This window comes from Paenarthrobacter sp. NPDC089988, assembly GCF_044748465.1.
Classification (GTDB): Bacteria; Actinomycetota; Actinomycetes; order Actinomycetales; family Micrococcaceae; genus Arthrobacter.
Genome location: NZ_JBIVGD010000023.1, coordinates 1 through 12,144, shown reverse-complemented (window position 1 = coordinate 12,144; position 12,144 = coordinate 1). Strand labels below are relative to the sequence as shown.

Genomic DNA, 12,144 nt, shown 5'->3' with positions numbered 1-12,144 from the left:
ACTATGGAAAGAAATGCAGTTCTTCGCGTATTCTCAAGAAATGTCGCCTGTGAGCTGGAGCCGCGACGTCGCGTCGCCGTCGTCGTCCCCTGTAACCCCCGAACTGGACGTCATCAGCCTTGGCCGCCGCGTGCGCCATCTGCGCAAGCAAGCCGGCCTGACGCTCGATGACCTGAGCGCCGCCGTCGGGACCGCCCCAAGCCAGTTGAGCCTGATCGAGAACGGCAAACGCGAACCCAAACTGGGCCTGCTCCAGCAGCTCGCCGCGTCGCTGAATGTGAGCATCGACCAGCTGCTCGGAGCCGAGCCGCCGAGTCGTCGCGCGGCGCTCGAAATCGAGCTGGAACGGTACCAGCGCGGGCCTCTCTACGAGTCGCTGAACCTGCCCAAAATCCGCATCAGCTCGCGGCTTCCGCTGGATGTGCTGGAGTCGCAGGTGGGTCTGCTGCAGGAACTTGAACGCAAGCTCAACGAGCAAGTCGCGACGCCGGAAGAAGCCCGCCGCGCGAACGGCGAATTGCGTGCCATGATGCGGGAGCGCGGCAACTATTTCCCCGAGTACGAGGCGGAGGCGCAGAAGGTCCTCAAAGGGGTGGGCTACACCTCGGGACCGCTGAGCCAGCACGTCATCGCGGACATCGCCGAGAACCTCGGTTTCTCGCTGCACCACGTGGGCGATTTGCCGCATTCGACGCGCTCAGTGACGGATTTGAAGAACCGCAGAATTTACCTCACGCAGAATCAGCGCCAGGACCACGACCCCCGTTCGGTGCTGCTCCAGGCGCTGGGGCACTACGTCCTGGGCCATGGAACGCCACGCAACTATGGCGACTTCCTGGCGCAGCGGGTGGCCACCAACTACTTCGCCGCCGCATTGCTGCTGCCCGAGCAGGCAACGGTCGAGTTCCTGCAAAAGGCCAAGGCTGCCAAGGAAATCGCCGTGGAAGACATCAGGGATGCGTTCGCGGTTTCCTACGAGACTGCGGCCCACCGCTTCACCAACCTGGCCACGAAGCATCTGGGAATCACCACGCATTTCCAGAAGACCCACCAGTCCGGCATCATCTACAAGGCCTACGAGAACGACGGCGTGACGTTCCCGCAGGACCACACCGGGGCGATTGAGGGGCAGCCGTCGTGCAAGGCCTGGACGTCCAGGGCCGTCTTCGATGTGCCGGACAAGTTCAGCGCCTACAGCCAGTACACGGATACTCCGTCCGGTACGTACTGGTGCACGGCCCGCACTGAACGTTCCGCAGCGGGCGAGTTCTCGCTCAGCATCGGGGTGCCGTACCAGCACGTGAAGTGGTTCCGGGGACGGGAGACTACGGCCCGTGCCACCTCGACGTGCCCGGACCCGAATTGCTGCAAGCGGCCGCCGGCTGACCTGGCGAACGAATGGGCCGGCAACGCTTGGCCGTCCGCCCGCGCCCACTCGCACCTGCTGGCGGCCATGCCGCCGGGCGCGTTCCCCGGCGTGGACGAGACCGAGGTGTACTCCTTCCTCGAGGCCCACTCGGGGCGCTGAGCCCACCCAGGATTCCAACGCTCTATCACCTTCCCGCCTCTTTTCCCGATCGCTCTATCACCTTCTTGCAACATTCGGGCATCCCTCTCTCACTTCACGTGAGTTTGGACCCCTTACGGGGCACCATGAAGCCATCACGGTTTCAAAGGGGGGAGTGTCATGGCCCGGACCTTGCTGAGGTTTGCTTCAGGATCTTTGGTGGGCGCGCTGGTAGCCCTGGCTGCCTGCGCGCCCCAGCCAGCCGCCGTCGTGCTTGTGAAGGCCGACGGCGTCACCCGGGTTTCGGTGCAAACGGAGGACTATGGCGCGCAACTGGAGGCCCTGAACGCTTCCGCGCGGAAGCTCGGGGACGCGCTCCTGGCGGACGGGGGCGACGGAACAAAAGGCAACGTGGTGTCCTCTCCCGCCAGCGTGCTCGTCGCGCTGGGCATGCTGCGGGCCGGAACGTCCGGAACCACGGCGGCGGAGATGGACGCTGTCCTGGGTCTGCCCGCTCAGGGACGTGACGAGGCCATGAACGCGCTGCTCACCTCGCTGGAAAAGTACGACGGCGACCCCGGCTCGGTTGACGAGAACAACCCGCCGCGGAAGCCTGTGATGCACGCTGCGAACGGGCTGTTCGTTGAGCGCTCGACTCCCAACGGGCAGGATTTCCTGGCGACCCTCGGACGGCACTACGGCACGGGCGTGTACCCGGTGTCCTTTCAGGACGAGGCCGCCACGAAGCCTGCGATTGACCGCTGGGTCAGCGACAACACCGGCGGACGAATCAAGGAAGCTCCTGCCGGATACGATCCCAAGAACACGTTCAGCCTGGTCAATGCGCTGTACTTCGCGGCCGCGTGGCAGACCCCCTTCAGCGCGAACGACACCTATGACAAGCCCTTCACCAAGGCTGGCGGCGAGGTGGTGAACGTGCCCACCATGGGTGAAACGGTCAGCATGAAGTACGCAGAGGCCGCCGGCTGGAAGGCCGCGGACCTGCCGTACGCTGAAGGTTTTGTGATGCGGCTGGTACTGCCCGACGCCGGTACGCCGGGTTCGGATTCTCCGGCTACGGTTTCGGCGGAGGTGCTTGCCGGGGTTGGTAAATCGTTGGCTGAGGCTCCCTCGGACCTGGTCACCATCAGTCTGCCGAAGTGGGACCACAAGACCACCTTCGACCTGCGGAAGGTGTTCAAATCTCTGGGGCTCAAGGAGATGCTGGCAACGGACAGCGATTTCAACTCGATCCAGGGCGGGATGAGGCTCACCCAAGCGGCCCAGGCTGCAAACATCAAGGTCGCCGAAAAGGGGACGGTGGCGGCTGCGGTAACCCAGATGAACGCAACGGACTCTGCTGGTAGGGGCTCCGAGCGCGAGATTATCCTGGACCACCCGTTCCACTATCAGATCCTGCATTCGGAGACGGGGTTGCCGTTGTTCACGGGCTGGGTGGCGGATCCGCGGTGAGGCCGTGGCCTCGAGTTCGCGGCAACCGCGCGGTGACGCCGGAAGTTTCCGGGGGCCTTCGGCGGTTTCCCACGACATCAGCGCAGGCCGCCCGCTCAGTTGTTCAACGAACTTGCCCAAACCAATGCGTTTGCCCGGCGGTGTTCTGCCGGGTCGATGAGCTTAATGCGTTCCACCAAGGCGACTGGGTCAATGAGTTTCGACTCAACAAGGGCAACGACGAACGCATGGTCCTTGGTCCTGCCGGCAATGAGCTTGGCAGCGCAGAGGTCGTACGGGTCCAGACACAGACCCGTGCTGTTCTTTGTGTTCTCGTTCCGGACGCTGACCAGCCTGAACTCCCAATCGCGTGGGAGCACAGCCGTTCCCCTGCCGACTCCCTGCACGTAGAAGCCGAACTGTGCGTGAAACGGAGACCACTCGCCGATGGCCGCGTCAATGCTGTCTGCCAAGGTCCCGGCATCATCATCCGACATCGGTGCGATGTCCACTTCGTCCGACATGGTAGCCGCCACGGGCAACTGATCCTCGGTGTAGGAGCCCAGGATGGACTGGCTACCAATGACAATGACACGATCGTTGTGGATGATTTCAGTGGCAGCCCGAATGGCGTGCTCTAGTTCTTCACGGCGCAAGAGCAGCTGCCTTCTTGATTGCGATCAAGCGCTCTTGTTCAGAGAGCGCTCCAGCGAAGGGGCTCATCTGCCTGAGTTCAGTGGCGAACGGGCTGTCCTCGAGCATTGCCTCATTAATCTCTGCCACCGGTCGGCCCAGGAGTTGGTCCCATTTGTCTACCCACTCGTCAGCAACACTGCTTCTGGGCCTTTCGCGCATTTTCCTGACCCCCGCGCGACCTATGCTGCGGATTTTCTCTTCATCAGCGTGCAGCTTGAGGCTCAACTGGACGTGCAATTCAAACGGGATGCGTTCTTCCCTGCGCACCAGATGTGGGCGTCGGGAACGGGCGGACTTTAGGGACGCCTGGACAACGGCGGGGCTGGAATGAATCCTCTTGGCGATGTCTCGAATCGACAGTCCCAGAGCATGGAGAGACAGGATCGCCTCCTGCCTCCGATGGGCAGCCACCAGTTGTTTAAGGCGTAACTGTTCGCTGATTCTGCCAAGCTCCTCGGCTTCCTGAACCAGTTCGTCGACGTTGATGTCCATCACTGCATGGTACCCCCATACAGTGATGCTAACCAGCCAGTCGCGCAACCAGCACTGCCGCAGCGTTGACGACGTCGTCCGCTTCCCGCTTGGTGGCACTCAAGGCGACCTCTTGGCCGGCAACGGTGATGATGTCCGTGATCACCGCAACGGTGAGCCGGCCCAAGGTGTCCTCGCCCGAGCCGAGAAGGACCGAGTTCTGCCGCACCCATTCGCGTCCGCGTTCGCGTCGGAGGACCTCGAAGCCCGGGGGAGTGTCGCCCTGGATGAAGACGCGTTCCAGCGCCCGATGTTTCCATGTGTAGTCGAAGTAGCTTCGGCTGCCCACATCGAACAGAGCCAAGGCATCGGTTTCGCCGGACTTCCGGGCCTTGGCCACTGCAGCAGCGACGAGCCGCTCGTGTTCGTTCTGGTAGTCGTCCCACAAAGCCAGGAAGAGTTCAGTCTTGCCGCCGAAGTGGTGATACAGGCTGCCAACGCTGGAGCCGGAGCGCGCAACAATGTCCGAGATGCCGGCGTCAGTGAAGCCTTGTTCGGAGAAGACAGAAGCGGCCGCGTCGAGGAGGTTGCGCCGTGTAACAGCCGTGCGGTGCCACTGCCAGGAACCGGCATGGACCGCGGCATCGGACGCTTTTCGAACCATCAGTCCTCCTGGATGCAGCCTCGGTGTGTCGTCGGGGCTCAATTCTGGAAGGCGCACCCACGGAACCAGCCGGTAGCGCCACAATAACCTTGACCCAGCCCCAAGCTACAGGAAATAATTCTGGAAGTCTGTTCTAGAAATATGTATTGCAGTATGTAACCAAATGCTGCGATTTTTGACGTCGAACGCCCCAAAACCCGGGTGTCGTTTTCACCGTCGGGCAGCAACTGGTTGAATCGCTATGAGAGCGCCAACTGGTCGCACGCCAACAAGCCAGAGAGGAACGCGGCCTGATGTCCGTTTCAAGCAAGTCGTCCGGGATCACGTCGAACAGGTGGTTCAAACCCGTCGTCGTTACCGCAGGGGCTCTGGTCGTCGCACTGATCCTGGTGCTCATCGCCATCTGGCTTCGCACGCTGGACCCCGTCAAGCAGTTCCTGGTTGACTACCCCGGACACTCCGCCATTCCGGAGGGGACCCCCACCGGCTTCCCGGCCTGGCTCGGGTGGCAGCACTTCCTCAACATGTTCTTCCTGGTCCTGATCATCCGGTCGGGGTGGCAGGTACGGACCACCACTCGTCCACCTGCGTACTGGACCCGTAACAACAAGGGTTTCATCAAGACCAAGAACCCGCCGTCCAAGATCAGCCTGGATCTCTGGTTCCACCTGACCCTGGATGCGTTGTGGGTGCTCAACGGCATCATCTTCATCGTGCTTCTCTTCGCCACCGGCCAATGGCTGCGCATCGTCCCCACCAACTGGGACGTGTTCCCGAACGCCGTCTCGGCCGGACTGCAGTATGCCTCGCTGAACTGGCCCGTGGAAAACGGCTGGAACAACTACAACTCGCTGCAGTTGCTGACCTACTTCATCACGGTCTTCATCGCCTCCCCGCTGGCCATCATCACCGGCGTGCGCATGTCCGGTGCGTGGCCCAAGAAGGCTGCGGTCAACAAGTTCTACCCGATCGAGCTCGCCCGCAAGATCCACTTCCCCGTGATGATCTACTTCGTGGCCTTCGTGATCGTCCACGTGACATTGGTCCTGGCCACGGGGGCGCTGAACAACCTGAACCACATGTACGCCTCGAACAATGACGTCAGCTGGTTGGGCTTCGGTATCTTCGCAGCGTCCATCGTGTTCACGGCCGCGGCGTGGTTCCTGGCCCGGCCGCTGTTCCTGCGCCCGATCGCTTCGCTGATGGGTAAGGTTTCGCGCTAGCTCAGCGCCCCACCCTGCCACAGCGCGTCGAACGGAGCGCCCGAAGCCACGCGGTTCCGGATACCCGCAGTCACGAACGCCTTGGCCGTGCGGGCAGCTTCCAGCGGGGTGGCGCCCTTGGCCAGTTCCGCGGTTACGGCTGCAGCAAGCGAGCAACCGGCACCGGACACAGCCACCTCGCCCACCTTCGGCGCGCGCAGGACTTCCAGCGTCTCGCCGTCGTAGAAAACGTCGACGGCGTCAGCACCTTCCAGCCGCACCCCACCCTTGGCGAGGACGGCTGCGCCGCTGAGTTCGTGGATGCGGATGGCAGCGGCCTTCAGCGATTCTTCGTCAGTGATAGAGAGCCCGGACAACGACTCGGCTTCGAAATGGTTCGGCGTGACGAAGGTGGCGAGTGGGAGGATCTGGGCCTTCAGAGCATGGTCGGTTTCCAGTGCGTGGCCCGGCTCCTGTCCCTTGCAGATCAGGACCGGGTCCAGGACCACGTTGGCGAAGGAACCAGCGGACAATGCCTTCTCGACCGTACTGATCGTCGCTGGGCTCCCGAGCATTCCGATCTTCACGGTGTCCAACACCGAAGGTGCGCCTGAACCGGCACCGTATGCCGCCGTCGTGGCTTCCAGTTGGTCCGCGATGACCTGCTGGTCCACCGGCACAAAGCGGTGGTTCCACTGGTCCTTGGGATCGAACGAAACGATGCACGTGAGATTGACGATGCCGAAGACTCCCAGTTCCTGGAAGGTCTTGAGGTCGGCTTGCGCACCGGCGCCGCCGGTCGCTTCCGAGCCGGCGATGGTCAATGCAATGGCAGGGGAAACGGCTGAAGTCATGGATCCTATTTTGGCAGCTGCCCCGGCGTCGCGCCTAAACGGTGCTAGCCGTGCAGCGCCTGGTACGCAGCCACGGCAGCGGGGTGCAGGGGAACGCCGGCCGTGTTGATAAGCGTCTCCGGACTGAGGAACTGCACGCCGGCACTGGAAGCGGGCACAAGGTCCCGGGCATGCTCCACGAGCAGTTCCACCGTGCCCGTGGCCAGTGCATCAGGCAGGTCACGCCGGCAAAGCAGCAGGTTGGCCACGCCCACAGTCCAGACAGCGGGTACTTGGCCGTAGCTGTTGGCCGGGATCAGTACGCGGTCGTAAAAGAACCCGGACTGCGCCCTGGTGGCCGGGATGATGCTGGAGAGATCCAGCAGCCGCAGTCCGGTTTCCTTGGCGGCAGCCACGACCGGTGCCGTGGGTACACCCCCGGATTGGATCATCACGTCGATTGAACCGTCCTTCAACGCCGCGAGGGCTTGGTTCAGGCCAAGGTTCACCTGCTTCAGGGCCCTGTCCGGACCCTGTTCCGAGCCCAGCCCGGCCGCGGCAATGATCCTTGCGGCAGTAAGAGTGGTTCCGGAACCCACTTCGCCTACGGCCGCGGTCTTGCCGCCCAGCTCGGAAAATGATCGGATTCCGCTGTCCTCCCGGACTATGCAGTGGACGTAGTTTTCGTACACCTTGCCGAGGGCCACCAGCCCGTCACCCTGCCCGGGGCCAGCAGCTTCCACCACCGCCGTATCAGCCAGGGCGACGGCGAGTGTCGCCTCGCCGGACAGGACCCGCCTGACGTTGTCCAGGCTTCCGCCGGTGACCACAGGTGTCGCGGTCCCGGCCACGCCCTCGCGCTGCAGCAGCCCGGCCAACAGGGTGGCGAACTCGAGGTAAAAGCCCCCAGACTCGCCGCCCGCAACGCTCAGCTGCTGAGGCCTGGGCGCCGGAGTGCACGCGGAGGCGGACACCAGCAGCCCGCCTGCGCCGAGCGCCAGCCCGGCTTTCAGAAGGCTGCGGCGCGCCACCCCGTCACGCATCAGGACCACCCTTGAATTCCAGCCGCGCTGCAAGTCCTTGCGGCTCCCGGGCATCCAGGAACAGTGCGCCGTCGTTGGCTTCGGCCAGGCGTTCCACAATGGTCATGCCCAAGCCGTTGCCAGGGAGGCCGCTGTGCTGCGGTGCCCGCCAAAACCGGGTGGTGGCGGCTCCGCGCTGTTCGGTGCTAAGGCCAGGACCGTCGTCGGAAATTACGACGGCGGCACCTCCTTGGGTGGGCCGGGCCGAGACGGCGATGCGGCCGCCTGGAGCGTACTTGATGGCATTGGCCAGGAGTTCGCCCACCATTTGGCCCAGCTCTTCGGGGTCGCAACGGATGGCAAGGGGCTTACCCAGCTGTGCGAGGGAGACGGTGCAGCCTGCCCGTTTCGCGGCGGGTTCGGCACGTTCCACTTCGCCCTGGAGCACGGGCATGGGGTCAATCACGCTTTGCCGCCTGTGCTCCGACTCCTGCGCTGTTCCAGCAGCCCCAGCAACGGCGCGGTGTTCCGCCGCAGCCAGCTTCAGCACGCCGTCGAGCATGTGTTCCACGCGGTCCAGTTCCGCAACGACTCCCGCCGCGGCGGCCTCCCCGGGAGTGTTCCGCAGTTCGAGTTGCAGCAGGTCGATCCGCAACCGCAGGGCACCCACCGGGTTGCGCAGTTGGTGGGAAGTATCGGCGATCAGTTGGCGCTGCGAGGCCATGCTCGAGCTGACCGTGTTGGCCATTGCAGTGAACGAGCGGCTGAGTTCGCGCAGTTCCGGCGGACCGGCCTCGGGGAGTTGGCTGGTTTTCCCCGTTTCTTCGAGTTCGTGGACCGCCTTGCTGAGCCTGTGCACCGGCCGCAACACCCAGCCGGTGACCCGCGCCGCCGCCACCAGCAGCACTGCGAACATCGCCAGTGCCGCAAGCCCGACGACGAACCATCGCTCCCGTAGTTTCGCCCTGGCTGCGCTGGGGTCGACTTCCAGGACGGTTTCGCCGAGAACCTGGCTGGCCGTGCCGAAGGACCGTGAAATGGTTTCCGTTCCGGTCTCGAAGGGACGGACCGTGCTGACTGTGGTGTCGCTGAGGTTGAGGCTGGCCCGGCTGATGGCCTCTTTCACGTCCTGCCGGTCCTCATCGAGGTTCCCGGACCGCAGCGTTCGTTCCTGCAGCCGGATCAGGATTCCTTCACCGTAGAGCTCGGAGTACCGGTCCATTTCGCGCTGGAGTTGGGTGGTGTCATTGTCAGCGGAGGCGTCGTTGGCCAGCTGGGCGAAGCGGTTCAGGGCGGCCACGCGGTTGATCTGGACCTCTTGTGTGAGTTCGCGGCCGGCCGAGCTCAGGATCACGCTGGACACTGTCACCACAATGAGCACGGCGATCACACTGAGGATGACCAGGACGCGGACTTTCATTCTTGCTCCACCCGGTAGCCGACGCCTCGGACGTTGATGATGAAGCCCGGAAGCTTGAGCTTGGACCGCAACCCGGTGAGGTGGACGTCCAGGGAGCGGGAGTACGCCAGGAACGCATCACCCCAGAGGGCGTCGAGGATCTGTTCGCGGGTCACCACGGAACCTGCGTTCTTGGCGAGCAGGGCGAGGAGATCGAATTCCGTGGCGGTCAGGGACAGTTCGCGGTGTTCGACGGCGGCTACCCTGCGGTCGAGGTCCACGGTGAGGGGTCCGAGCGCGATCTGTTGTGGAGCGCTCGGGCCGGAACGGTTGGTCCGCCGGGTCACGGCTTCGATGCGGGCGAGCAGTTCCACGAGCTTCACGGGTTTGACCAGGTAATCGTCGGCTCCGGAGCGGAGGCCAAGGACCACGCTCCGCTCATCGTCCCTTGCCGTGAGGATGAGGATGGGGGCGTGGGTGACTTGGCGGAGCTTGCGCAGGACGTCCAAGCCGTCCATGTCCGGGAGGCCCAGGTCCAGGAGGATGACCTCGTGGTTGCGATGGTCAAGGAGTGCGTCCTCGCCGCGGGACACCCGGGTGGGCTTGTGGCCCGCCGAGGCCACGGCGGCACTGAGCGCGGAGGCCATTGCGTCGTCATCCTCGACAATGAGCACGTGCACGGTGGGTGTTCTCCTTGCGTTTTGCTGGGCGGTCCGTCTTGGACGTTACTCCCTTCGCGGAGCTTCTGCGTTGCCTGGGAATCCTGATCCGACTCGTCCAGCGCCCAGGCACCCAAGCGCGGCAGCCGCCGTCGTACTTCCCCACCCTGGCTGCCGCCGTCGTACTTCCCCTAACCCTCTCTCACCTATGGCCCGCTTTTCGGCGACCCTCTCTCACCTTTGTGCGTCTTTATCGAAACCCTCTCTCACCGGATAACGGCGCTTAACCTTGCGAGGCCCGCTTTGCGCCCTTCGCGGCAAGCAAAGGGCGCAAGGCGGGCCTCGCAACGGGGTCTTAGGCGTCGACGAGGTCCTTCTTGCCGTCCCCGCGGACTTCCCACGCGTGGCCCTGTTCGGTGTCCAGATGCGTGGTCTTCTTGTTCTTCAGCGCGAAGATGTACACCAGCAGCGAGATGAATATTGCGGCTGTCACGTAGGTGAAGAACACGTCCACCTGGCCAGCCTTCTGCAGCGCGGCGCCGATCAGCGGAACCGTGCCGCCGAACAGGGAGTTGGCGATCGCGTAGCCCAGCCCAACGCCCAGTGCGCGGATGGACGCGGGGAAGAGCTCGGCCTTCACCAGGGCGTTGATGGAGGTGTAGCCGCCGACCATCAACAATCCGCCCATCATGAGCAGGAAGGCCATGAACGGATCCTTGGTGCCAGCGAGCATGGAGAGGAGCGGCCACGTGAACAGGACACCCGTGACGCCGAACCACACCAGCAGCGGCTTGCGGCCGATCTTGTCCGATATCAAGCCATACACCGGCTGGAGGAGCATGAAGATGAACAGCGCCCAGAAGTTGATGACGGAGGTGTCGGTCTTGGGGATGCCGGAGGTATCGTTCATGAACTTCAAAATGAAGTTGGTGTACGTGTAGAAGGCCACGGTACCGCCAAGGGTGATGCCGATGCAGATCAGCAGCGGCTTCCAATGCTTGGTGAACAGGAGCTTCATGGTTCCCGGCTGTGCTTCGCCTGCAACCTTGACGTGGGCGGCACGGAGCTGGTCCGCGGAGAGAGTTTCTTCCATGGAACGGCGGAGCCACAGGACCACCAGGGCCGCCACGCCACCGATAGCGAACGGAATACGCCAGCCCCACTCGGTCAGGGCTTCCTTGGTCATGGTGTTCTGCAGGATCACGAGTACCAGCAGGGCGAGCATCTGGCCACCCACAAGCGTCACGTACTGGAAGCTCGAGAAGAAGCCACGGCGCTTGGCGGTTGCAGCCTCGGACATGTATGTGGCGCTCGTCCCGTACTCACCGCCCACAGAGAAGCCCTGGACCACGCGGACGAACACCAGGAGGATCATGGCCCAGAGGCCGATCACGTCCTGTGTCGGCAGGATGGCGATGGCAAAAGAGCCCGCGGACATCATGGTCACGCTCAGCGTCAGCGCCGCCTTGCGGCCCTTGCGATCTGCGTAGCGGCCGAAGAACCAGCTGCCGATGGGCCGCATAAGGAACGACGTCGAGAAGACCGCCATCGCTTCGAGGCCCGCCTGGAGATCGTCCGAGGAATTGAAGAAGTGCGACTGGAAATACGCCGCAAACGCCGTGTAGACGTACACGTCGAACCACTCCACGAGATTGCCCGCGGAGCCCTTGAGGATGTTGCCCACGGCCTTGCGGGTTTGTGCCGCCTCGCTGAAGGGCGCAGCTTGCTGGGTGCTCATCAATGAACCTTCCTGGCCGGCTGCGCACGCGGCAGCCGTGTCTTTCATGAGTTCGTTCTGTCCATGAAGCTCGTGCTCATGGCGTCCTTGCGCATGGCTCTTCGTCGACTGGGAAAGGCCCTCTTGGGGTGAAGAGGACGTATTCCAAACTAGGGGTGATGCACGGCACAACCAACGCGGGAGGGGATTTCCTAACACTTCCTTAGGTTTCGGGGTTGCGTTTGGTGCCGTGCTGAGTGGCGCGGTTCGCCCCGCCAGCGGCCGGCTTGGATCCGCTGTCCCCTGAAGCACGACGGCGGCACGCAGCTTGGTCGCCCGACGCCCCTTTCGCTGTGGTCCCCCCGGACGCTCTCTCACCGAATGCCCGGCGTGGGCGGACGCTCTCTCACCGAATGCCCGGCGTGGGCGGACGCTCGTTACCTTTTTCGTAGCCTGTTTCCTGGTGCAGGATATGGGTGTGCTGGCCTGCCGGCTCCGGCATGATTTTGACGCTCTGTCGCT

The 12,144-nt window shown here is 63.5% G+C and carries 11 protein-coding genes; 3 read left to right on the top strand and 8 right to left on the bottom strand.

Annotation, left to right across the window (positions count from 1 at the left end):
- The first annotated feature begins 13 nt into the window (after positions 1-13).
- Both ACIPV6_RS20680 and ACIPV6_RS20675 read left to right on the top strand, forming a co-directional pair.
- Positions 14-1,528 carry a helix-turn-helix domain-containing protein gene (locus ACIPV6_RS20680; RefSeq protein ID WP_400272695.1) on the top strand — a complete coding sequence of 505 codons (1,515 nt, stop codon included), beginning with the start codon at positions 14-16 and terminating at the stop codon, positions 1,526-1,528.
- Positions 1,529-1,687: 159 nt separating this feature from the next.
- Entirely contained in the window at positions 1,688-2,980 is a 1,293-nt protein-coding gene (locus ACIPV6_RS20675) for a serpin family protein (protein WP_400272694.1), read from the top strand.
- Positions 2,981-3,075: 95 nt separating this feature from the next.
- Here ACIPV6_RS20675 and ACIPV6_RS20670 read toward each other — a convergent pair whose 3' ends face one another.
- From ACIPV6_RS20670 to ACIPV6_RS20660, 3 genes are read right to left on the bottom strand one after another with little or no spacing between them, the layout of a single operon-like run.
- On the bottom strand, positions 3,076-3,615 hold the full coding sequence (locus ACIPV6_RS20670; protein WP_400272693.1) for a DUF6036 family nucleotidyltransferase: 540 nt from the start codon (positions 3,613-3,615) through the stop codon (positions 3,076-3,078).
- A complete protein-coding gene (locus ACIPV6_RS20665) occupies positions 3,605-4,147 on the bottom strand; it encodes a hypothetical protein (protein ID WP_400272692.1) in 543 nt (180 codons plus the stop codon). Before ACIPV6_RS20665 ends, ACIPV6_RS20670 begins: the two co-directional genes overlap by 11 nt.
- 28 nt (positions 4,148-4,175) lie before the next feature.
- On the bottom strand, positions 4,176-4,790 hold the full coding sequence (locus tag ACIPV6_RS20660) for a TetR/AcrR family transcriptional regulator (protein ID WP_400272691.1): 615 nt from the start codon (positions 4,788-4,790) through the stop codon (positions 4,176-4,178).
- A gap of 293 nt (positions 4,791-5,083) precedes the next feature.
- Here ACIPV6_RS20660 and ACIPV6_RS20655 point away from each other — a divergent pair, with 293 nt between their 5' ends.
- Positions 5,084-6,013 carry a cytochrome b/b6 domain-containing protein gene (locus ACIPV6_RS20655; RefSeq protein WP_400272690.1) on the top strand — a complete coding sequence of 310 codons (930 nt, stop codon included), beginning with the start codon at positions 5,084-5,086 and terminating at the stop codon, positions 6,011-6,013.
- On the opposite strand, the gene ACIPV6_RS20650 is transcribed toward ACIPV6_RS20655, so the two are convergent.
- The 5 genes from ACIPV6_RS20650 to ACIPV6_RS20630 all read right to left on the bottom strand — a co-directional run bounded on the left by ACIPV6_RS20650 (position 6,010) and on the right by ACIPV6_RS20630 (position 11,643).
- Positions 6,010-6,846, bottom strand: a complete 837-nt coding sequence (locus tag ACIPV6_RS20650) for a hydroxymethylpyrimidine/phosphomethylpyrimidine kinase (protein WP_400272689.1) — start codon at positions 6,844-6,846, stop codon at positions 6,010-6,012. The two genes, ACIPV6_RS20655 and ACIPV6_RS20650, sit on opposite strands and share 4 nt — an antisense overlap.
- 44 nt (positions 6,847-6,890) lie before the next feature.
- On the bottom strand, positions 6,891-7,868 hold the full coding sequence (locus tag ACIPV6_RS20645; RefSeq protein WP_400272688.1) for a TAXI family TRAP transporter solute-binding subunit: 978 nt from the start codon (positions 7,866-7,868) through the stop codon (positions 6,891-6,893).
- Positions 7,861-9,267, bottom strand: a complete 1,407-nt coding sequence (locus tag ACIPV6_RS20640) for an ATP-binding protein (protein ID WP_400272687.1) — start codon at positions 9,265-9,267, stop codon at positions 7,861-7,863. The genes ACIPV6_RS20645 and ACIPV6_RS20640 overlap by 8 nt, the downstream gene beginning before the upstream one ends.
- Positions 9,264-9,926, bottom strand: a complete 663-nt coding sequence (locus ACIPV6_RS20635) for a response regulator transcription factor (protein WP_400272686.1) — start codon at positions 9,924-9,926, stop codon at positions 9,264-9,266. The genes ACIPV6_RS20640 and ACIPV6_RS20635 overlap by 4 nt, the downstream gene beginning before the upstream one ends.
- Before the next feature lie 334 nt (positions 9,927-10,260).
- Positions 10,261-11,643 (bottom strand): MFS transporter, encoded by a 1,383-nt coding sequence (locus ACIPV6_RS20630; protein ID WP_400272685.1) that lies wholly within the window; start codon positions 11,641-11,643, stop codon positions 10,261-10,263.
- Positions 11,644-12,144 lie beyond the last annotated feature (501 nt).

Bases quoted from the DNA above. Each gene is read 5' to 3' on its own strand.
- ACIPV6_RS20680 (WP_400272695.1), top strand. From the start codon at position 14: ATGCAGTTCTTCGCGTATTCTCAAGAAATGTCGCCTGTGAGCTGGAGC.
- ACIPV6_RS20675 (WP_400272694.1), top strand. From the start codon at position 1,688: ATGGCCCGGACCTTGCTGAGGTTTGCTTCAGGATCTTTGGTGGGCGCG.
- ACIPV6_RS20665 (WP_400272692.1), bottom strand. From the start codon at position 4,147: ATGGACATCAACGTCGACGAACTGGTTCAGGAAGCCGAGGAGCTTGGC.
- ACIPV6_RS20660 (WP_400272691.1), bottom strand. From the start codon at position 4,790: ATGGTTCGAAAAGCGTCCGATGCCGCGGTCCATGCCGGTTCCTGGCAG.
- ACIPV6_RS20655 (WP_400272690.1), top strand. From the start codon at position 5,084: ATGTCCGTTTCAAGCAAGTCGTCCGGGATCACGTCGAACAGGTGGTTC.
- ACIPV6_RS20650 (WP_400272689.1), bottom strand. From the start codon at position 6,846: ATGACTTCAGCCGTTTCCCCTGCCATTGCATTGACCATCGCCGGCTCG.
- ACIPV6_RS20645 (WP_400272688.1), bottom strand. From the start codon at position 7,868: ATGCGTGACGGGGTGGCGCGCCGCAGCCTTCTGAAAGCCGGGCTGGCG.
- ACIPV6_RS20640 (WP_400272687.1), bottom strand. From the start codon at position 9,267: ATGAAAGTCCGCGTCCTGGTCATCCTCAGTGTGATCGCCGTGCTCATT.
- ACIPV6_RS20630 (WP_400272685.1), bottom strand. From the start codon at position 11,643: ATGAGCACCCAGCAAGCTGCGCCCTTCAGCGAGGCGGCACAAACCCGC.